Source organism: Saccharothrix texasensis (assembly GCF_003752005.1).
In the GTDB taxonomy this organism is placed as follows: Bacteria; Actinomycetota; Actinomycetes; order Mycobacteriales; family Pseudonocardiaceae; genus Actinosynnema; species Actinosynnema texasense.
Window position 1 is genome coordinate 3,971,186 of record NZ_RJKM01000001.1, and the last position, 19,996, is coordinate 3,991,181.

A 19,996-nucleotide genomic window follows, 5' to 3' on the forward strand; every position below is an offset into this window, starting at 1 on the left:
CCGCGCGGTGCCGAGCGGTTCGCGCGACGCTTCCCTGGCGCGGTCGGGAGGTCGGTCGAACTTGTCGAACGACTGTCGAGGGCGGCGCGCGGTTCGGGATTGTTCCGGACGATTTCGGCCCCGGTGTTCCGATCGGCGCGATCATCGCTGATCATTGGGTGCATGAGCGGCAAGCGGTCGACAGCGGTCATCAGCGGTGTCCTGGCGCTCCTCCTGGTCGCCACCGGTTGCGGCACCGACATCCTCACGCCGAACACCCCGACCACCGCGCCGGTGCCGACAGGCCCCGCCGCGCCCGGCGACGACCCGGCGGCGCAGCTCGCGGCGTTGACCGTGGCGCCCGAGGGGAAGATGACGGGCTACAGCCGCGACCGGTTCCCGCACTGGAGCAGCCAGGGCGACGGGTGCGACACGCGCGACGTGGTGCTGCAGCGCCAAGGCGCGGACGTGCGGACCGGCGCCGGCTGCAAGATCACGGGCGGGACGTGGACCAGCGTCTACGACGGCAAGGTCGTGACCGACGCGGGCGACCTCGACATCGACCACACGGTGGCGTTGGCCGAGGCGTGGCGTTCGGGCGCGGACAAGTGGACCGACGAGCAGCGGGAGAAGTTCGCCAACGACATGGGCGGGTTGCAGCTGATCGCGGTGACGGCGAGCAGCAACCGGTCCAAGGGCGACCAGGACGCGGCCAAGTGGAAGCCGCCGGTGCAGACCTACTGGTGCACCTACGCGCGGGCGGTGGTGTCGGTGAAGACGCTGTACGGGCTGACCGTGGACGAGGCGGAGCGCGACGCGTTGGGCGCGATGCTCAAGACGTGCTGACCGCGCGGTGATGCCGCACAGCGATTCCGGCTTCGCCGGGTCCTGCCGGGGTTGACGCTTCGCAGGGGTCCCCGCCCGGGGGATCCCCGGTTTTGATCCTGCCACGGGAGACCGACACAACCGCGGCGGCGAGGGCTGGTTGTGGACAACTCGCGGAGGGTTCAGGGGCGCAGGGATTCCAGCTGGTCCACGATGTCGGTGTGCGCCTCGGCCCGGCGGACCCAGGCGGCGAAGCCGGAGGTGGCGGAGGGGATCTCGCCCAGCGGTGAGATCGGGTCCACCACGCCGTACTCGAGGCGGTAGGCGACCAGGGCCACGGCGGCCTCGACCCAGCGGGACGGGTCCGGGGTGGTGATCTCGCCCAGGCCGACGCGGAACCACAGCGGCAGGCGCGTGTCGGCGGCCAGGGCGCGGGTCAGGCGGCGGCGGGCGATGTCCAGGACTTCCTGGCGGGCCTTGTCACCCGCCATGACGGCCTCCGCGCGCCACGGCTCCTCGGCGGCGAGCCGGTCGGCGGACAGCCGGTGGGAGGCGGCCCGCGCGCCCGCTTCCTGCGCGTTGACCCGCCACTCCAGGTTCTGCACCTCGTGCTGCAGCGCGTCGCGCTCGAAGCGCGGCATGCGGCCGGTCGAGAGCTTGGCCAGGCCGGCGTCCCGCTGCTGCGCCAGCGACTCGTACTCGGCGACCTCGGCGTTCAGGTCGGCGCGGACCGAGTCGGCCAGCAGCTCCTGCTCGGCGTCCCACGCGGCGCGCAGCGCGTTCACCGTGTCGGCGATGCCCTCGGTCGAGTCGAGGTCCTCGTCGGGGCCCGAACCGGCGCCGGACAGCCTGCGTTCGAGCACGTGCAGGCGTTCGCTCACCCGGTTGAGCTCGGCCGTCAACGCCTGGGTGGTGGCGACGAGATCAGCGACGGTCGGCTCGACCTCGTCGAGCCGTTCCTTCTCAGTGGGCACGCCGACCAGCCAACCGCACGAGAACGCCGTGTCCAGGGACGAAACCGGAAAACCACGCGTACGGGCCGACACAAACCCCCGGCATGGTTAACGGTCGATCACGCACCGTGATCAGCTTGAACCGGGCTCAAACGGTGTATGCCTGATGCATGTCGACGTCGGTGCACGAGACGGAACGCAAGTACGAGGCCCCCGGGGGCGCGGCGCTGCCCGACCTGTCCGGCCTGCCCGGCGTGGCGGCCGTGGCCGGGCCGGAGGAACAACGCCTGGAGGCGGTCTACTACGACACCTCCGACCTGCGGCTCGCCCGAGCCGGGCTGACGTTGCGCCGCCGCACGGGCGGTGACGACGCGGGCTGGCACCTGAAGCTGCCGGCCGGCGTGGACACGCGCGAGGAGGTGCGGTTGCCGCCCGGCCGCGCGGCCAAGCACCCGCCCAAGCAGCTCGGCTCGCTGGTCCAGGTGCACGCGCGCGGCCGCGAGCTGGCGCCGGTGGCGCGCATCCAGACCACGCGGCAGCGCCGGCAGCTCGTGGACGACAAGGGCCGCCTGCTCGTCGAGGTGGTCGAGGACCTGGTCTCCGGGCAGTCCCTGGCGGACGACTCGTCGGTCGACTCGTGGCGCGAGATCGAGGTGGAGCTGGGTGAACGCGGTGACGTCGCGCTGCTGGACCGGGTCGAGGCGCGGTTGGCGGACGCGGGCATCACCCGGTCCTGGTCGTCGGCGAAGCTGGGCCGCCTGCTGGCCGACCGGATCGCCACCACCACGCCGCCGCCGGCCACCTCCGGGGAGTCCGCCGGCGACGTGGTGATCGCGTACCTGCGGGAGCAGGCCGACGCGTTGAAGCTCCAGGACCCGCGGGTGCGCCGGGGCGAGGACGACGCCGTGCACCAGATGCGGGTGGCGACGCGTCGGATGCGCAGCGCGCTCCAGGCGTTCGGCACGATCGTGGAACGCGACGACACGCGGGAGCTGACCGACGAGCTGAAGTGGCTGGCGGGCGTGCTCGGCGAGGCCCGTGACCTCGAGGTGCTGCGGACCCGGTTCGCCGACCACGTCGCCGCGCTCGACGAGGACCTGGTGCTCGGCCCGGTGCGCGCCCAGCTCACCCGGCACTTCGCGCCGTTGGAGGCCGCCGCGCACGAGGCGGCGGTGGCGGCGCTGGACAGCGGGCGGTACTTCGCCCTGCTGGACGCGGTCGACGCGCTGGTCGCCGCGCCGCCGTTCACGCCGACGGCGCGGGCCAAGGCCACGAAGGTGCTGCCGGACCTGGTCGACAAGACCTACCGCAGGTTGGCGAAGCGGGCCGAGAGCGCGCACGACGACATCCAGCTGCACGAGGCGCGCAAGGCGGCCAAACGGCTGCGGTACGCGGTGGAGGTGTCCGAGCCGCGGTTCGGCAAGCGGGCCGCGAAGTACCGCAAGGAGGTCAAGGCGGTGCAGGAGCTGCTCGGCGAGCACCAGGACGGCGTGGTGGCCCGGCCGGTGCTGCGGGAGCTGGGCGCGAAGGCGCAGCTCGACGGGGAGAACGGCTTCACCTTCGGCCTGCTGCACGGTTTGGAGACGGCGGCGGCGCAGCGGCTGGAGGACCGGTTCCCCGCCGTGTGGCGTGGTCTGGGCAAGCCGAAGCTGCGGTGATTGGTCTGGACCTTGACACCTCCTGGTGCGGCTGAAACGGTGGTCTGAGCCGCCGCTCGGTGATCCACGCCGGCCAGGAGGACGTCAGTGCTTCTCACAGAAGGCGCCGGACGGCGCGGGTTCGGTCGAGTGCTCGTCGCGCTGCTGTTCGTCGGCGCGGTCGGCGCGGCGGTTCCCGCCCACGCAGCTCCGGAGACGCCGTTGCAGCACATCGTGCCCGCTCCCGTCACTGTCACACCGCGACCGGGCGTGACGTTCACGCTCAGCGCGGACACCAGGATCTACACCCACCCCGGCTCCGACGCCGCCGAGCAGGTCGGCGAGTACCTCGCCGGCGTGCTGCGCCCGTCGACGGGCTACCGCCTGCCCGTGGTGCCCGGCGCGTCCGGCCGGCACATCTCGCTGCTGCTCGTCGGCGCGGACGCCGTCGTCGGCGCGGAGGGCTACCAGCTCGACGTGACGCGGCGCGGCGTGCTGATCCGGGCGCGCACGGCGGCCGGGCTGTTCGCGGGCGTGCAGACGTTCCGGCAGCTCCTGCCCGCGAAGGTGGAGGCCAAGACCAGGCAGCGCGGACCGTGGACGGCGCCCGGCGGCCGGGTGCTGGACTACCCGCGCTACGCCCACCGGGGCGCGATGCTCGACGTGGCCCGGCACTTCTTCTCCGTCGACGAGGTCAAGCGGTACGTCGACCAGATCGCGCTCTACAAGGTCAACCGGCTGCACCTGCACCTGACCGACGACCAGGGCTGGCGGCTGGAGATCAAGAGCTGGCCCAACCTGACCGCGCACGGCGGCAGCACGGAGGTCGGCGGCGGTCCCGGCGGCTTCTACACGCAGGAGCAGTACCGGGACCTCGTGGCCTACGCCGCCGCACGGCACATCACGGTGATCCCGGAGATCGACCTGCCAGGCCACACCAACGCCGCGCTGTCGTCGTACCCGGAGCTGAACTGCGACGGCGTCGCGCCGCCGCTCTACACCGGCATCGAGGTCGGCTTCAGCTCCCTCTGCATCGACAAGGACATCACCTACCGCTTCGTGGACGACGTGCTGCGCGAGGTGGCCGCGTTGACGCCGGGCGAGTACCTGCACATCGGCGGCGACGAGGCGCACGCCACCACCGACCCGGACTTCGACCGGTTCATGGACCGGGTGCTGCCGCTGGTCGCCAAGCACGGCAAGACCGCGACCGGGTGGCACGAGTTCGTGAAGGCGGGGCCGCCCGCGTCGGCGGTGCCGCAGTTCTGGGGCACGAAGACGGTCGCGCCGGACATGGTGGAGGCCGCCGCGCGGGGCAGCGAGATCGTGCTGTCGCCCGCGACCAAGGCGTACCTGGACATGAAGTACGACGCGAACACCAAGCTCGGGTTGAGCTGGGCCGGGTACACCGACGTGCAGGACGCGTACGACTGGAACCCCGGCGCGTACGTCGAGGGCCTGCCGGCCGACGCGGTGCGTGGCGTCGAGGCGCCGCTGTGGAGCGAGACCATCGCGAACACCGCCGACCTGGAGCACCTGGCGTTCCCGCGCCTGCCCGCCATCGCGGAGCTGGGCTGGTCGCCGTGGTCGACGCACGACTGGGACCGGTTCAAGGTCCGGCTGGCGGCGCAGGCCGACCGGTGGGACGTGATGGGCGTGAACTACTACCCGTCGCCGCAGGTGCCCTGGAAGTAGTGCCCTGCCCGGGGGAGGCGGCCCGGCACCGCCTCCCTCACCAGGGGTGCTCCGCCAGGAGGGTCTTGGTCTGCTGGTAGTGCCCGATCGCGGCGCGGTCGCCGGGGTCGGGCCGGCACGAGTTCAGCCACACGCGGCGCGCGTTGACCCGCCGGGCGACCCGGTCGGCCACGCCGGCGTCCCGGGACCAGACGCCCGCGCCGACGCCGCGCGTGCCCTCGTTCGCCGCCTTCACCGCGTCGTCGACGTCGTCGAACCTCGCCAACGACACGACCGGGCCGCGCACGTCGCGGTCGGGGCACGTGCGGCCCTCGATGACGGTCGGCAGGACGTAGTACCCGCCGGACAGCTCGCCGCCGAGGTCCGCGCGCTCGCCGCCGAGGACGATCCGGGCGCCTTCCCGCTCGGCGGTGCGGACGTGCGCCAGGAACTCGGCCACGTGCTCGTGGCTGCTCAACGCGCCGATGGTGGTCGCGGTGTCCAGCGGGTGGCCCGGCCGGACCGCCGCGACGCGCTCGGTGACGTCGGCGAGGATTCGGTCGTGCGCCGGGCTCTGCACCAGCGCCTGCCCGAGGGCGAAGGTCGTGAAGCCCCGCAACGCCCGGTCGTAGAACGCGTCGCGCCGCGCGGCCACGTCGGCGAAGAAGACGTGCGGGTGCCGGTCGGGCTCCGACGGCCCGCTGGTGAGCCCGTTCACGACGTTGACCACGCCGGGTGGCAGCAGGTCGGCGATCAGGCCGACCAGCACGTGGATCGACGCCGGGGTCCGCTCGGCGGGCTTGAGCACCACGGCGTTGCCCGCGGCCAGCGCCGGCGCGAGCGCTCCCGCCGCGGTGAGCAGCGGCCGGCGCCACGGGACGACCTGGCCGACGACGCCGATCGGCTCCGGGAAGTGGTGCGCCACCAGGTTCCCGCCGAGGTTCGTGATGCCGCCCGCCTGGGCTCTGACCACGCCGGCGAAGTAGCGGAAGTGGTCCACCGCCGAGGGCAGGTCGACGGCCAGCGCCTCGCCGACCGGCGTGCCGCTCTCCCACGCCTCGGCCACGGCGAGGGCGTCGAGGTGGTCCTCCACCCGGTCCGCGATCTCGTTGAGCACGGTCGCGCGTTCGGCGGGTGACGTGCGGCCCCACCGGCGGGAGGCGCCGTGGGCGGCGTCCAGCGCCCGGTCCAGGTCCTCGGCGGCGCCCCGGGCGACCTCGGTGAACACCTCGCCGGTGACGGGGGTTCGGTCCGCGAAGTAGCCGCCCCCGGCCGGCGGCGCGTACTCGCCGCCGATGAAGTGGTCGTACCGGTCCCGGTACGACACCACGCTGCCCTGCGCGCCCGGCGCCGCGTACCTCGCCATGTCCCGCCTCCTCGCGTTGGTCGTGCGGCAGCAGCGTCGGGCGCGCGACGTTGCAGTCGCGTTGCACCCGAACGGAGCAGCGATCGGCTTGCCGCGACCGACGCGGGCGGGTCATCCTGGTCGGGGGAGGCGCCCATGCAACCGGACCCGCGTCGGCTCGCGCACGCGCGCGAGGCGGTGTTGAGCGGGGAGCAGGCGCGCGGCGCCCGTGAGCTGATCGTGGCGTCGTGGCGGCGGTCGCTGGCCGCGCGGGTCGACCCGGACCGGCACGAGCCGCCCGTGGTGCTCGACCCGGCCGAGGTGGTCGACCGGCGCGGCGCGCACCCGATCGCGGCGGCGTTGCCGGTGCTGCGGGAGACGCTGCTGGGCATCGCCGACGAGGCGCAGCACGTCATGATCATCACCGATGCGGACGGCACCATCCTGTGGTGCGAGGGCGCGAACTCGGTGCGCGGCCTGGCCGAACGGGTGCGGCTGAGCGAGGGCGCGAGCTGGGCCGAGGACGCGATCGGCACGAACGCGATGGGCACGGCGCTCGCGGTGGGCGCGCCGGTGACCGTGCACTCCGCCGAGCACCTGGTGCGGACCTACCACGGGTGGACGTGCGCGGCGAGCCCCGTGCGCGACCCGGACACCGGCCGCACGATCGGCGTGGTGGACGTGAGCGGGCCGTTGAGCAGCACGCACCCGGCGCTGGTGGCGCTCGTGTCCGCCGCCGCGCGGTTGGCGGAGAGCCAGTTGCAGGTGCGGCTGGCGACCCGGGACGAGCGGCTGCGGTCGGTGAACATGCGGCACCTGATCGGTCTGCGCGGCGAGCCCGGCGCGCTGCTCAGCCCGAGCGGGCGGGTGCTGGCCGCCGAGCCGCACGGCCTGCTGACGGCGCACGTGGACGTGACCGGCGAGACCGTGCGGCTGACCGATGGGCGGGAAGCGCTCCTGGAGCCGTTGGACGAGGGGTACCTGCTCCGGGTGCCACGACCGGGCGCCCGAAGACCCGTGCTGTCGCTGCGGTTCCTGGGCGACCCGAAGGGGTCGCTGGACGGTCGGGCGTTGCCGCTGTCGCTGCGGCACGCGGAGTTGTTGACGGCGCTCGCGCTGCACCCGCGCGGGCTGACGGCCGAGCGGTTGGCGCTGCACCTGTACGGCGAGCGGGGCAACCCGACGACCGTGCGGGCCGAGCTGCACCGGCTGCGCGCCCAGCTGGGCGGGGTGCTGCTGACCAGGCCGTACCGGCTGTCGGCGGACGTGCGCGGCGACTTCCTGGCGGTGCGCGACGCGATCCGCGCCGGTGACGTCGGGACCGCCGCGGCGGCCTACCGGGGCGAGCTGCTCCCCCGGTCCGAGGCGCCGGTGGTGCGCGAGGAGCGCGAGGACCTGGCGGTGGCGGTGCGCGGCGGCGTGCTGGAGCGGGGCGACGTCGAGGCGCTGTGGGCGTTCGGACTGGTGGCGGAGGACGCGGCCGTGCTGGACCGCCTGGTCCGCCTGCTGCCGCGCACGGACCCCCGCCGCGAGGTGGCGGCGACCAGGCTGAGACGGGCATTAGCCTGATCGACATGGGGTACTTCCAGCCGGGGGACGTGGCGTTGCGCCGCGAGGTGCTGCACGGCAAGCCGTGGGCGGTGACGCCGACCCGGGTGGTGGCGGACGGCCCCGACCTGCTCGTCGTGTTCACCGCGCCGGACACCGAGTTCGGCTTCTACCCGCACCCGCGGACCCACCACTGGCAGGAGCTCGGCCGCACGCGCTGGACCGGCATCGGCAAGCTCCAGCTGCACCGGCCCGGCGACGCCTACTCGGTCGACCTGTACTGGCAGGGCGGGCAACGCCGGTTCGCGGGCTTCTACCTCAACCTCCAGGCCCCGTTCCGCCGCACCGCGCTCGGCTTCGACACGCTCGACCACGCGCTGGACTTCTGGGCGCCCGTCGACGGCGACTGGCGGGAGCTGGACCGCGACGAGTTCGAGGAGATGGTCGCCGACGGCAAGTACGACGCCGCCGAGGCCGAGGGGATCCGGCGCACCGCCGAGGAGGTCGGGGCGATGCTGACCGCCGGCACGACCTGGTGGGACCCGGCGTGGGGGTCGTGGGAGCCGGACCCGGGCTGGCCGGTCCCGGTGCTGCCCGCCGGCTGGGAGGACCACCCGCTGCCGTGAAGGTCGTCCCGCTCTCACCGCAGACCCTCGTGGACGAGCTGGTCGGGCGGATCGACGCGGTGCCGCGCACGTCGTGGGCGCGCGTGCTGCTCGACGGCGCCCTGCCGACCAGGCCGGGCGAGCTGGCGGACGCCCTGGTCGAGCCGCTGCGCGCGCTGGGACGCCCGGTGCTGCGGGTGTCGGCGTGGGACTTCCTGCGGCCCGCGTCCGTGCGGCTGGAGTTCGGGCACGAGGACCCCGACTCGTTCCGCGACTCGTGGCTGGACGTGGGCGGCCTGGTCCGCGAGGTGCTGGAGCCGCTCGACCCCGGCGGGTCGGGGCGGGTGCTGCCGGCGTTGTGGAACGCGGCCACGGACCGGGCGCACCGGGCCGGGTACGTGACGCTCGGCGCGGGCGGCGTGCTGCTGCTGGACGGCACGATGCTGCTGGACAAGTGGCTGCCCGCCGAGCTGACCGTGCACCTGTGGCTGTCGGCGGGGGCGCTGGCCCGGCAGTCGGCCGACGAGTGGCGGTGGACGCTGCCCGCCTACGCCTCCTACGAGCCCCAGGCCGATGTGACGGTGCGCTACGACCACCCCGCGCGGCCCGCGCTCGTGGGTAAGGTGGACTGAGACCGGGGGGAGGTGACGGCATGGACAGGCTGCGACTGCTGCTGGCGCTGTACCTGCCCGCTCTCTACGCCCTCACCCTGATCGGCACGCCCACCGAGGTGCTGGCCGCCGTGACGGCCGTGGCCCTGGTCGTGCTGCTGCTCACCGCCACGCCGGTGGTGCGGGCCGCGCCCGCGTGGGTGCGGTCGCTGTCGATCCGCGAGAAGTCACTGCGCGCCGCGTTCCTGCGGCTGCGCGACCCCGACGCGGCGGGCCGTCCCCGTCCTCGAGCACCGGGACTGGGCCTCAGCTCCTGAGGTCCCGCGGTTCCCCTTGCTCTGAGGACGGAGTTCTCCCTTGTTCCACGCCCTGGGCTCAGCCCTGGCCGCGTTCGCCACGCCCGCCCTGGCCATCGTCGCCTTCACCGCCGTCGTGCGGCTGCTCGTGCACCCGCTCAGCCGTGCCGCCGTGCGCGGCGAGAAAGCCCGCGCCGCGCTGGCGCCCGAAGTCCGCGAGCTGACCGCCAAGTACGGCGAGGACCGGGTGAAGCTCCAGGAGAAGACCCTGGAGCTCTACCGGTCCAACGGCACGTCGATGCTGGCCGGCTGCCTGCCCGCGCTGGTGCAGGCGCCGTTCTTCATGGTGGTGTACCGGCTGGTCACCACACCGAACCCGCTGCTGGACGGCACGCTGCTCGGCGTGCCCCTGGGCACGCACTGGTTCGGCGCCTGGGCGCACACGCCGGTGTTCCTGGCGCTGTTCGCCCTGCTCGCCGGCATCGCCTTCGCGACGTCGCGGTGGCAGGCGGCGGTCGCCCGGAAGACCGGCGGGCCGCAGCCGCCGTTCGCGGCACTGCTGCGGCTCCTGCCGTTCGGGACCGTGCTGATCGCCGCCGTGCTGCCGCTGGCGGCCGGGATCTACCTGGTGACGACGACTACCTGGACCCTGCTGGAGCGAGCGTTCCTGTACCGCGCAGTTCAGCTCCCGCCTCGTGCAGGTACTTCAGCACGTACCCGTACGACGTGAACAGGCCGCACTCGGCGTAGGACACCGACTGGCGGTGGCAGAAGTCGCGGACCAGCGCCTGCGCCTTGCGCAGGTGCGGTCGCGGCATGCTCGGGAACAGGTGGTGCTCGATCTGGTAGTTCAGGCCGCCCAGCAGGAAGTCGGTGAACCAGCCGCCGGTGACGTTGCGGGAGGTCAGCACCTGCTTGCGCAGGAAGTCGAGCTGGTGGCCGGCCTGGAGCACCGGCATGCCCTTGTGGTTGGGCGCGAAGGAGATGCCCATGTAGACGCCGAACAGGCCCTGGTGCACCGCGATGAACACGACCGCCTTCAGCGGGGACATCAGCAGGAACACCGAGGTCAGGTAGACGACCGTGTGCACGGCCAGCAGGGCGACTTCCAGCCGCCAGCCCTTGACGTCGCGGCGCACCGCGGCGGCGGCGCTGATCACGTGCAGGCTGAAGCCTTCGAGCAGCAGCAGCGGGAAGAACAGGAACGCCTGGCGCTTGACGACCCAGCGGAAGAAGCCGCGCTTCTGCGCCGCCTGGTCGGCGCTGAACGCGAGGACGGCGATGTCGACGTCCGGGTCCTCGTCCTCGTGGTTCGGGTTGGCGTGGTGGCGGGTGTGCTTGCCCATCCACCAGCCGTAGCCGACGCCGATGAGCAGGTTGCCGAGCAGCAGGCCCATCGTCTGGTTGTGCTTGTGCTCCGCGAACACCTGCCGGTGGCCCGCGTCGTGGCCGAGGAACGCGATCTGGGTGAAGACGACGGCGAGCACGGCGGCCGGCACGAGCTGCCACCACGAGTCGCCGATCAGCACCATCGCGACCCCGGTGAGGCCGAACGCGGCCAGCACGCCGACCAGGAACGTGATGTAGAAACCGATGCGCCGGTCCAGCAGACCCTGCTGCTTGACCAACCTGGACAATTCAGCGAAGTCGCTGCCGCGGGCTTGGGTGCTCACTCCCGGAGGGTACGGCGCTGCGGAGCCCGGGTTCAGCCCAGCCTGAGTTGCAGCTGGGCGAACAACCGGAGCAACGGGTCGTCCAGGTCGAATCCGCCGAGCTCCGCCGCACGTCGGAGGCGGTATCGGAGAGTGTTGGGATGAACGTGCAGGTGCGCGGCTGCGCGTTTCACATCACCGAATTCGTCCAAGTAGACCAAAAGTGAACGGGCCAGTTCCCCATCGAGCGCCGCGAGTCGCGGATCGCGGATGCGCGGGTGGTCGGCCAAAAGCGCGAGGGTTTCACTGATCAACACCCGGGACCGGACGTCTTCGAGCGTCGCCACGTCGGCGTCGAGGTCGCGCGACATCGCGTCGAGCACCCGGTCGGCCTCGGCGCGGGAGATCATCACCTCGTCCACCGTCGGCACCGTGGAGCCGACCGCGCCCTGCACCCGCAGGCCCATGTGCCTGCGCGCGGCGGCCACGATCTCCTTGGTCAACGTCAGCAGCGGCGCCTTCGGCGGCAGGTCGGTGAGCAGGGCGTACGTCCGACCGCTCTGCTGGCTGACGAGCGCGCTGCGCCGGTACGCGGCGGCGTGCACGGAGATCAGGCTGGTCATCTCGGCCCGGCGCAGCTCGTGCTGGGTGCGGTCGGCGTGCTCCTGCCCGCGCAGCGCGAAGACGACGACGGCGGCGGGCTTGTCCGGGTCCGCGCCGATCTGCTCGGCGATCGCCTCGGCGTCCATCCGGCCGTCGAGCAGCGACGCGAGCAGGTTCTCCCGGAACGCGGCGGCGGGCTCGCGCTGCTGGACCAGGTGCAGGGCGGTGACGCGGGCCGCGCCGAGCAGGGCGCGTTCGGCCTGCTCGGTCAGCGGCGCGCCGCCCTCCTGCACCCAGATCGTGCCCAGCGGCTGCGCGCCCGCGTGGATGCCGACGGCGATGCGGCGGCGGATGCCCAGCTCGGGGCGCTCGTCGATGCGGACGACCTCCTCGCCGGAGCGCAGGCGCTGGTAGACGCCCCACTCGCGGAGCATCTTCAGGTACGGCTCCGGCCCCTGGCGGCCGAGGATGGACAGCCGGCGCAGCTCGTCGACCTCGTCGGTGGAGCGGGAGTAGGCCAGCACGCGGCTGGCGGTGTCCTCGATGCTGACGATGCCGCCGGTCAGCGAGGCGATGGTCTGGGCCAGGCCGAACAGGTCGCCGAGCACTTCGCCCGCGCCCGCGTCGGCCGTCACGCGGGCGTTGCGCACGACACCCCGGGCCAGCGCTTCGAGGTGTTCCCAGCGGACCTCGGGCCGCACGGCCAGCAGTGCCACGCCCGCGTCCGCCGCCGCCTGCCGCAGCACCGTCGACGGCGTGTCCACCTTGACCGCGACCGCCGCCGCTCCCCCGGCGCCGGCGGCCCGGACCAGCGACGACGCCGCCCGCCCCCGGGCGCCGATGACCAGCGCGAGGTCTCCGGGCCGCACGTCGGGCGTGTCGTCCGGGTCGAGGATGACCACGTCGAGGACGTCGGCCTCCAGCCCGTGCGGCGCGACCTGCACCTCGACCAGCGGATCGCCGAGCGCGATCAGGACCTGCCGCAAGCTCATCTCTTTGTCCAGTTCCACAACGAGGGGTGGCCAAGCCTAGACGTGCGGACAACGGGTCGCATGGTTGGAAGTCCTACCGTTGGGACAACCCAACCTCGTGGCGAAGGAGCTGCTTGTGGATGCCGTGACCTCGGTCCCCGCACCGGTGAACGAGCCCGTCCTCGGCTACGCCCCCGGCACCCCGGAGCGCGCGCAGCTGCAGGCGAAGCTGGCCGAGCTGGTCAAGGAGCCCGCCGAGCTGACCCTCACCATCGGCGGCGAGCAGCGGGTCGGCGGCGGCGAGCGCTTCGACGTCGTGCAGCCCCACAACCACCGCGCCGTCCTGGGCACCCTGCACGGCGCCACCCGGCAGGACACCCGCGACGCCATCGCCGCCGCGAAGGAAGCCGCGCCGCAGTGGCGCGCCATGTCCTACGACGACCGCGCCGCGATCCTGCTGCGTGCCGCCGACCTGCTCGCGACGACGTGGCGGGCCACGCTCAACGCGGCCACCATGCTCGGCCAGTCGAAGACCGCGATCCAGGCCGAGATCGACGCCGCGTGCGAGCTGATCGACTTCTGGCGCTTCAACGTCTCCTTCGGCCGGCAGCTCCTCGCCGAGCAGCCGCAGTCGTCCACCGGCGTGTGGAACCGCACGGACCACCGCCCGCTGGAGGGCTTCGTCTACGCGATCACGCCGTTCAACTTCACCGCCATCGCGGGCAACCTGCCCACCGCGCCCGCCCTGATGGGCAACGTGGTGCTGTGGAAGCCGTCGCCGACGCAGAGCTTCGCCGCGCACCTCACCATGCGGCTGCTCGAAGAGGCCGGGATGCCGCCCGGCGTGATCAACCTGCTGCCCGGTGACGGCCTGGCCGTGTCCGAGGTGGCGCTGGCCGACCCGGACCTCGCGGGCATCCACTTCACCGGGTCCACCCGCACGTTCCAGCACCTGTGGGGCCAGGTGGGCGCGAACATCGCGAACTACCGCTCCTACCCGCGCGTCGTCGGCGAGACCGGCGGCAAGGACTTCGTGCTCGCGCACCCCTCCGCCGACGTCGACGTGCTGCGCACCGCGCTCGTCCGCGGCGCGTTCGAGTACCAGGGCCAGAAGTGCTCGGCCGCGTCCCGCGCCTACGTCCCGCGCTCGGTGTGGAACCGGGTGAAGGACGACTTCCTGGCCGACGTCGAGTCGTTGACCATGGGCGACGTCACGGACCTGTCGAACTTCATGGGCGCGGTCATCGACCGGCGGTCGTTCGACAAGCTGTCCGGGGTGCTGGAGGCCGCGCACGCGGACGACCAGCTGGAAGTCGTCGCGGGCGGCACGGCGGACGACTCCGAGGGCTTCTTCGTGCGACCGACCGTGCTGCTGGGCGCCAACCCCGCGCACGAGGTGTTCACCACCGAGTACTTCGGGCCGGTGCTGGCGGTCCACGTGTTCGAGGACTCCGACTACGACACCGTGCTCAAGCAGATGGAGAGCGCCGCGCCGTACGCCCTCACCGGCGCGATCATCGCGCGCGACCGGGCCGCCATCGCGCACGCGCAGCGGGAGCTGCGGTTCGCCGCGGGCAACTTCTACGTCAACGACAAGCCGACCGGCGCGGTCGTCGGCCAGCAGCCGTTCGGCGGCGGCCGCGCGTCGGGCACGAACGACAAGGCGGGCTCGGTGCACAACCTGCTGCGCTGGGTGAGCCCGCGGTCCATCAAGGAGACGTTCGCGGCTCCGACCTCCTACCGCTACCCGCACCAGGGGTGATCATGCTCCGCTCCGCGCTGCTCGCCGCCTCGCGCTCCGGCGCCGTCCGCGAGCTGGTCGAACGCACGCCGCTGACCCGGCCGGTCGTCAAGCGCTTCATCTCCGGCGACGACGTGGCCGCGGCCGTCGCCACCACCGGCGAGGTGGTCGCCGACGGCCGCTACGTCACGCTGGACCACCTCGGCGAGGACACGCGTGACGCGGCGCAGGCCGCGGCCACCGTCGAGGCGTACCTGGACCTGCTGCGCAAACTCGAGCTCGCCGGGCACACCGAGCGGGCCGAGGTGTCGGTGAAGCTGTCCGCGGTGGGCCAGTTCCTGCCCGTCGACGGCGAGAAGATCGCGTTGGAGAACGCCCGGCGCATCTGCTCGGCGGCGGGCGCGGTCGGCACCACGGTCACCCTCGACATGGAGGACCACACCACGACCGACTCGACCCTCGGCATCCTGCGCGAGCTGCGGGTGGACTTCCCCTGGGTCGGCGCGGTGCTCCAGGCGTACCTGAAGCGGACCGAGCAGGACTGCCGGGACCTGGCGCACGTCGGGTCGCGCGTGCGGCTGTGCAAGGGCGCGTACCAAGAGCCCGCTTCGGTGGCGTTCCAGGACAAGACCGACGTCGACCGGTCCTACGTGCGGTGCCTGAAGGCGTTGATGGCGGGCGCGGGCTACCCGATGGTCGCCTCGCACGACCCGCGGCTGATCGCGATCGCGGGCGAGCTGGCCAAGGACCGGTCGCCGGACACCTACGAGTACCAGATGCTGTACGGCATCCGCCCCGACGAGCAGCGCCGCATCGCCGCCGCGGGCAACCGCATGCGGGTCTACGTGCCGTACGGCGACCAGTGGTACGGCTACTTCATGCGGCGGCTGGCGGAGCGCCCGGCGAACGTGGCGTTCTTCCTCCGCTCACTGGTCACCACGGGCTAGCCCGATCCGCTGGTCGGTGACCTTCGCCAGGTCCACCCGGAACAGCTTCGGGTGGGCCTCGGCCAGGTCTCGGTAGAGGTCGGCGGCCTCGTCCAGGGCGGCCAACGCCTCGGCCCGGCGGCCGAGCGCGGCGCGGCGCCTGCCCAGCTGGTCGAGCGCCCGCGCCAGCTGCGGCGCGCAGTCGCGGTCCTCGGCGGCGACGACCCGGCACAGCGCGGCGGCTTCCTCGGCCGCGGTCAGGGCGTCTTCCAACCGGCCCGCGGCGATGTGCCGCAGGCTCAGGTCGGCCAACGCGTCGGCCAGCGCGGGGCGGTGCTCGGCCGGGTCCTCGGCGGCCGCCTCGCGGTACAGGGCCACCTCCTGGCAGGCCGCTTCGACGGCTTCCTCGCGCAGCGACGCGAGGGCCGCGCGGGCGGCCAGCAGGCCGTGCAGCTCGGCCTGCTCCAGCCTGGTCCCGGCTTCGCGCGCGAGGGTCCGGGTGAGGATCGCGGGCAGCGGGTCGCCGTGGAAGCGGGGGTCGTCGAAGACGCGGCGGGCCACGGCCCTGGCCGGCGCGGGCCACTCGGCGAGGATCCGCAGGGTGGCGCCGGTGGCCGTGTCCGCGAGCTCCGGGTGCGCGGTGAACAGCTCCTCGGCGCGGCGGCGGGCGTGCGGCAGGCGTTCGGCGGCGCGGAGCAGCAGCTCCAAGGCCTCCGGTGTGCGGTCGGGCGTGATCCGCTCGTCCAGCAGCGTGACGGCCAGCGCGTCCTCCGCGAGCCGGCCGCGGGTCGGCGCCGGCTCGACGGGTGAGCCGTGCACCGCGACGAGGGCGGCCAGGTGCAGGTCGTGCAACGTCGGCGCGTCCGGCGGGGTCGTGGTCGGGATCGGCAGGCCCAGGGCGTAGGCGAAGTGGGCGCACGCGGTCGCGAAGGACGTCTCGTGCTCGTCCGGGCGGGCGGTGACCGCGAGGTCCGCGGCGCGGTAGCCGAGGTCGGCGGCCCGTTGCCGGTGGGCGGACCACCACCAGCCCGCGGTCCGGGAGATCAGCAGCACGCGGGGTTCCCGCAGGTCGAGGTGGGTGGCGAGGTCGGCGTCGTCCACCACCGAGACGCCGGAGTCCGCCGCGAAGTGCCGCGCCAACCGGGTCTTGCCGACGCCCGCCGGGCCGTGCAGGAGCAGCACGGAGCGGGCCTCGCCGCCCTCCCGCCACCGCGCCAGCTCGGCCAGCTCGTCCACGCGCCCGTGGAACGGCACCACCTCGTACCGGGGGTCCAGCAGCTCGACGGGCGACAGGGTGCGGTCCACCGGCACATCCTGCCTCCCGCCTCCCGCCACGATCAGGTGACCGCCGGCAGGGGTCCGACGTCCGGGGTTGTCGGGGGTGCCTTGCAGAATCAGCGGCGTGCTCATCGCCCTGGTGTCGGACGGAGGGAACGCGGGCCGGTTCCGCGTGCTCTCCGACGCCGGGGCGCCCGAGGGGCCGGTGGTGGCGACGGCGGACCTGGCGGCGGCGGTGGCCGGGCTGGAGGAGCGGCACCGACCCCGGTGGCTGTGGGCGGAGACGGCCGAGGTCTACCCCGACCTGCTGGCCCGCGGGGTGCGCGTCGAGCGGTGCCAGGACCTGGCGCACGTCGAGTACCTGCTGCTGGCCTACCAGGGGCGGCACGGCGAGCCGCGCGGGTTGGGCGCGGCGATCGCCCGGCTGCGCGGGCTGCCCGTGCCGCACGACCAGGGGCCGCGCAAGCGCGACACCCAGCCGACCCTGTTCGAGCCCGAGCAGCAGCGGCTGCCCGGCGACGTCGACCCGCTCGACGCGGTGGTCGCGGTGCACGTCGAGCAGCAGCGGCTGGCCGCCACGCTCGCGCACGCCGACCGGCTGAGGCTGCTGTTCGCGGCCGAGTCGGCCAGCGCGCTGGCCGCCGCCGAGATGACGCACTTCGGCCTGCCGTGGCGGGTGGACGTGCACGAGAAGCTGCTGGTGGACACCCTCGGCCCGCGACCGGCCGCCGGTGTGCGCCCGGCCAGGCTCGCCGAGCTGGCCGACCGGATCACGGCGGCGTTCGGCGGCAAGCAGGTCAACCCCGACCACCCGCCGGGCATCGTGCGCGCGTTCGCCCGGGAGGGCATCGACGTGCCGTCGGCCCGCGCGTGGGTGCTCAAGGGCGTCGACCACCCGGCCGTGGAGCCGTTGCTGGAGTACAAGGAACTGGCCCGGCTGTGGGTGGCGCACGGCTGGACGTGGCTGGACGCCTGGGTGGCGGACGGGCGGTTCCGGCCGGACTACGTGGTCGGCGGCGTGGTGTCCGGGCGGTGGGCGACGCGGGGCGGGGCGGCGTTGCAGATCCCGCGCACCCTGCGCACGGCGGTGCGCGCCGACCCGGGGTGGAAGCTGGTGGCGGCCGACGCGGCGCAGCTGGAGCCGCGCGTGCTGGCGGCGCTGTCGAACGACCACGAGTTCACCGAGGTGTCCTCGGACGACGACCTCTACACGGCGTTGGCCGCGGAGGCGTTCGACGGCGACCGGGGCAAGGCGAAGCTCGCCATGCTGTCCGCGATGTACGGCGGCACGGGCGGCAACGCGGCTCCGGCGATGGCGGTGCTGCGCCGCCGCTTCCCCGACGCGGTCGGGTACGTGGAGGCCGCCGCGCTGGCGGGCGAGCAGGGTCGGATGGTCCGGTCGCGGCTGGGCCGCACGAGCCCGCCGCCATCGGCCGCGTGGCACGAGACGACCGGCAACGCCGACGACGGCGAGGACGCGGTGCGGCAGTCGCGGCGGGCGGCGCGCGACTGGGGCCGGTTCACCCGCAACTTCGTGGTGCAGGCCAGCGCGGCGGACTGGACGGCGGCCCTGCTCGGCGTGCTGCGGCGGCGGCTGCGGCAGTCGGCGCCGGGCGCGCACCTGGTGTTCTTCCAGCACGACGAGGTGCTGGTGCACTGCCCGGCGGAGCAGGCCGAGGTGGTGTGCGCGGAGGTGACCGCGTCGGGCGAGGAGGCGTCACGGCTGGTGTTCGGCGCGACACCGGTCCGCTTCCCGCTCAAAGCGGTGCCCGTCGACTCCTACGCCGACGCGAAGTAGCGGCATTGGGCCGATCGGACTCTTGAACGATCATCGTGAGAGCGCTCTCATGGGCGTAGACAGTGTGTTGTCTCGTGCCGAACGATCGGAACAGTGACAAGGAGGTCACCGCTCATGGAGTTCAGCCGGAGCCGACGACGACGGGTCCTCGCGACCGCCGCCGCCCTGATCACCGCCGTGCCGCTCGCGATCGTCGCGACCATGTCGGCCAACGCGTCCGTGCCGTCCACGCCCGCGGGCTGGACGCTCCAGTGGAGCGACGACTTCAACGGCAGCGCGAACACGCTGCCGTCGTCCTCGAACTGGATCTTCGACACCGGTTACGGCTACCCCGGCGGCCCCGGCAACTGGGGCACCGGCGAGATCCAGAACTACACGACCAGCACGAACAACATCAAGCTCGACGGCTCGGGCAACCTGCGCATCACCGCGCTGCGCGACGGCTCGGGGGGCTGGACGTCGTCCCGCATCGAGACCCAGCGGTCGAACTTCCGGCCGCCGTCGGGCGGCAAGCTGGCCATCGAGGGCCGCATCCAGATGCCCAACGTCACCGGCCAGGCCGCCCTCGGCTACTGGCCCGCGTTCTGGGCGCTGGGCTCGCCCTACCGCGGCAACTACTGGAACTGGCCCGCCATCGGCGAGTTCGACATCATGGAGAACGTCAACGGCATCAACTCCGTGTGGGGCGTGCTGCACTGCGGCGTGAACCCCGGCGGGCCGTGCAACGAGACCACCGGCATCGGCAACAGCCGCGCCTGCCCCGGCTCGTCGTGCCAGTCGGCGTTCCACACCTACCGGTTCGAGTGGGACGAGAGCTCCTCGCCCAAGGCGTTCCGCTGGTACGTCGACGGCCAGCAGTTCCACAGCGTCACCCAGAGCCAGCTGGACGCGACCACGTGGAACAACATGACCAGCCACGCGGGGTACTTCATCCTGCTGAACCTGGCCATCGGCGGCGCGTTCCCCAACGCCATCGCGGGCTTCGGCACGCCCACCTCGGCGACCGCGTCCGGCCACTCGCTGCTGGTGGACTACGTGGCGGTGTGGACCTCCGGCAGCGGCACCACCCCGCCGACCACGACCACCACCACCAACCCGCCCGGCGGCAGCGGGTGGGACGCGTACAGCGACATCCAGGCCGAACAGGCCACGACGCGCTCCGGCGGCGCCGTCGAGTCGGCGGACGGCGGGCAGTCGGTGACGCAGCTGCGCAACGGCGACTCGCTGCGGTTCTCCGGCGTCCGGTTCGGCTCCCGGACGGCCACGCAGTTCGTCGCACGGGCCGCGTCCGGCGTGTCGGGCGGCGCCAGCGGCCTGGTCGAGGTGCGGCTGGACAGCCCGACCGCGACACCCGTCGGCAGCTTCGCCATCGCCAACACCGGCGGCTGGCAGAGCTACCGCACCATCCCGGCGAACATCGCCGGGATCACCGGGACGCACGACGTGTACATCACGTTCACCAGCGGGCAGCCCTCGCCGTACGTGAGCGTGAACTGGATCCGCTTCGGCACGTGAGTGGCCCGTGGCGGGCCGCGCGTCCCTCCTCCGGCGCGG

General features: G+C 73.4%; 17 protein-coding genes. 12 read left to right on the top strand and 5 right to left on the bottom strand.

All coding sequences use genetic code 11. The features are described 5' to 3' along the window. Window positions 1-162: 162 nt before the first annotated feature. On the top strand, window positions 163-825 hold the full coding sequence (locus EDD40_RS16560) for an HNH endonuclease family protein (protein WP_123743719.1): 663 nt from the start codon (window positions 163-165) through the stop codon (window positions 823-825). Window positions 826-986: 161 nt separating this feature from the next. On the opposite strand, the gene EDD40_RS16565 is transcribed toward EDD40_RS16560, so the two are convergent. Beyond that, a complete protein-coding gene (locus EDD40_RS16565) occupies window positions 987-1,778 on the bottom strand; it encodes a hypothetical protein (RefSeq protein WP_123743720.1) in 792 nt (263 codons plus the stop codon). Between the two features lie 149 nt (window positions 1,779-1,927). Here EDD40_RS16565 and EDD40_RS16570 point away from each other — a divergent pair, with 149 nt between their 5' ends. Then, window positions 1,928-3,415: a CYTH and CHAD domain-containing protein gene (locus EDD40_RS16570; RefSeq protein ID WP_123743721.1), complete on the top strand. Its 1,488-nt coding sequence runs from the start codon at window positions 1,928-1,930 to the stop codon at window positions 3,413-3,415. Between the two features lie 87 nt (window positions 3,416-3,502). Further along, on the top strand, window positions 3,503-5,089 hold the full coding sequence (locus tag EDD40_RS16575; protein WP_170185107.1) for a beta-N-acetylhexosaminidase: 1,587 nt from the start codon (window positions 3,503-3,505) through the stop codon (window positions 5,087-5,089). A 37-nt stretch (window positions 5,090-5,126) separates the two neighbouring features. Here EDD40_RS16575 and EDD40_RS16580 read toward each other — a convergent pair whose 3' ends face one another. After that, entirely contained in the window at window positions 5,127-6,434 is a 1,308-nt protein-coding gene (locus tag EDD40_RS16580; protein WP_123743723.1) for an aldehyde dehydrogenase family protein, read from the bottom strand. Between the two features lie 135 nt (window positions 6,435-6,569). Between EDD40_RS16580 and EDD40_RS16585 the strand changes: the two genes are divergently transcribed. The 5 genes from EDD40_RS16585 to EDD40_RS16605 are packed head-to-tail and all read left to right on the top strand — an operon-like array spanning window position 6,570 to window position 10,203. Then, entirely contained in the window at window positions 6,570-7,982 is a 1,413-nt protein-coding gene (locus EDD40_RS16585) for a GAF domain-containing protein (RefSeq protein ID WP_123743724.1), read from the top strand. A gap of 5 nt (window positions 7,983-7,987) precedes the next feature. Then, the gene (locus EDD40_RS16590; protein WP_123743725.1) at window positions 7,988-8,587 is read left to right on the top strand and encodes a ribonuclease FAU-1 family protein; all 600 of its coding nucleotides are present in this window, start codon (window positions 7,988-7,990) and stop codon (window positions 8,585-8,587) included. After that, window positions 8,584-9,198, top strand: coding sequence for a nucleoside/nucleotide kinase family protein (locus EDD40_RS16595; protein ID WP_123743726.1), 615 nt, complete (start codon window positions 8,584-8,586; stop codon window positions 9,196-9,198). Before EDD40_RS16590 ends, EDD40_RS16595 begins: the two co-directional genes overlap by 4 nt. Window positions 9,199-9,218: 20 nt before the next feature. Beyond that, window positions 9,219-9,494, top strand: coding sequence for a DUF6412 domain-containing protein (locus tag EDD40_RS16600; RefSeq protein ID WP_123743727.1), 276 nt, complete (start codon window positions 9,219-9,221; stop codon window positions 9,492-9,494). Window positions 9,495-9,534: 40 nt separating this feature from the next. Next, window positions 9,535-10,203, top strand: coding sequence for a YidC/Oxa1 family membrane protein insertase (locus EDD40_RS16605; protein ID WP_123743728.1), 669 nt, complete (start codon window positions 9,535-9,537; stop codon window positions 10,201-10,203). On the opposite strand, the gene EDD40_RS16610 is transcribed toward EDD40_RS16605, so the two are convergent. Continuing rightward, complete coding sequence (locus EDD40_RS16610; protein WP_246037693.1) at window positions 10,112-11,146, bottom strand: fatty acid desaturase family protein; 1,035 nt, start codon at window positions 11,144-11,146, stop codon at window positions 10,112-10,114. The genes EDD40_RS16605 and EDD40_RS16610 overlap by 92 nt on opposite strands. A 32-nt stretch (window positions 11,147-11,178) precedes the next feature. Then, complete coding sequence (locus tag EDD40_RS16615) at window positions 11,179-12,720, bottom strand: PucR family transcriptional regulator (protein ID WP_123743730.1); 1,542 nt, start codon at window positions 12,718-12,720, stop codon at window positions 11,179-11,181. Window positions 12,721-12,835: 115 nt separating this feature from the next. Here EDD40_RS16615 and pruA point away from each other — a divergent pair, with 115 nt between their 5' ends. Both pruA and EDD40_RS16625 read left to right on the top strand, forming a co-directional pair. Continuing rightward, complete coding sequence (gene pruA / locus EDD40_RS16620) at window positions 12,836-14,461, top strand: L-glutamate gamma-semialdehyde dehydrogenase (RefSeq protein ID WP_123743731.1); 1,626 nt, start codon at window positions 12,836-12,838, stop codon at window positions 14,459-14,461. A gap of 2 nt (window positions 14,462-14,463) precedes the next feature. Then, entirely contained in the window at window positions 14,464-15,387 is a 924-nt protein-coding gene (locus EDD40_RS16625) for a proline dehydrogenase family protein (RefSeq protein WP_123743732.1), read from the top strand. Here the strand turns inward: EDD40_RS16625 and EDD40_RS16630 are convergent. After that, window positions 15,367-16,671 (bottom strand): hypothetical protein, encoded by a 1,305-nt coding sequence (locus EDD40_RS16630; protein ID WP_123743733.1) that lies wholly within the window; start codon window positions 16,669-16,671, stop codon window positions 15,367-15,369. The two genes, EDD40_RS16625 and EDD40_RS16630, sit on opposite strands and share 21 nt — an antisense overlap. 97 nt (window positions 16,672-16,768) lie before the next feature. Here EDD40_RS16630 and EDD40_RS16635 point away from each other — a divergent pair, with 97 nt between their 5' ends. Then, a complete protein-coding gene (locus tag EDD40_RS16635; RefSeq protein ID WP_123743734.1) occupies window positions 16,769-18,442 on the top strand; it encodes a bifunctional 3'-5' exonuclease/DNA polymerase in 1,674 nt (557 codons plus the stop codon). A gap of 114 nt (window positions 18,443-18,556) precedes the next feature. Then, on the top strand, window positions 18,557-19,957 hold the full coding sequence (locus tag EDD40_RS16640; protein WP_123743735.1) for a carbohydrate-binding protein: 1,401 nt from the start codon (window positions 18,557-18,559) through the stop codon (window positions 19,955-19,957). Window positions 19,958-19,996: the final 39 nt, after the last annotated feature.

What these genes read in the sequence shown, in the direction of transcription:
- EDD40_RS16625 (WP_123743732.1), top strand. Translation starts at nt 14,464, where the DNA reads ATGCTCCGCTCCGCGCTGCTCGCCGCCTCGCGCTCCGGCGCCGTCCGC.
- EDD40_RS16640 (WP_123743735.1), top strand. Translation starts at nt 18,557, where the DNA reads ATGGAGTTCAGCCGGAGCCGACGACGACGGGTCCTCGCGACCGCCGCC.
- EDD40_RS16560 (WP_123743719.1), top strand. Translation starts at nt 163, where the DNA reads ATGAGCGGCAAGCGGTCGACAGCGGTCATCAGCGGTGTCCTGGCGCTC.
- EDD40_RS16590 (WP_123743725.1), top strand. Translation starts at nt 7,988, where the DNA reads ATGGGGTACTTCCAGCCGGGGGACGTGGCGTTGCGCCGCGAGGTGCTG.
- EDD40_RS16600 (WP_123743727.1), top strand. Translation starts at nt 9,219, where the DNA reads ATGGACAGGCTGCGACTGCTGCTGGCGCTGTACCTGCCCGCTCTCTAC.
- EDD40_RS16585 (WP_123743724.1), top strand. Translation starts at nt 6,570, where the DNA reads ATGCAACCGGACCCGCGTCGGCTCGCGCACGCGCGCGAGGCGGTGTTG.
- EDD40_RS16615 (WP_123743730.1), bottom strand. Translation starts at nt 12,720, where the DNA reads ATGAGCTTGCGGCAGGTCCTGATCGCGCTCGGCGATCCGCTGGTCGAG.
- EDD40_RS16570 (WP_123743721.1), top strand. Translation starts at nt 1,928, where the DNA reads ATGTCGACGTCGGTGCACGAGACGGAACGCAAGTACGAGGCCCCCGGG.
- EDD40_RS16580 (WP_123743723.1), bottom strand. Translation starts at nt 6,434, where the DNA reads ATGGCGAGGTACGCGGCGCCGGGCGCGCAGGGCAGCGTGGTGTCGTAC.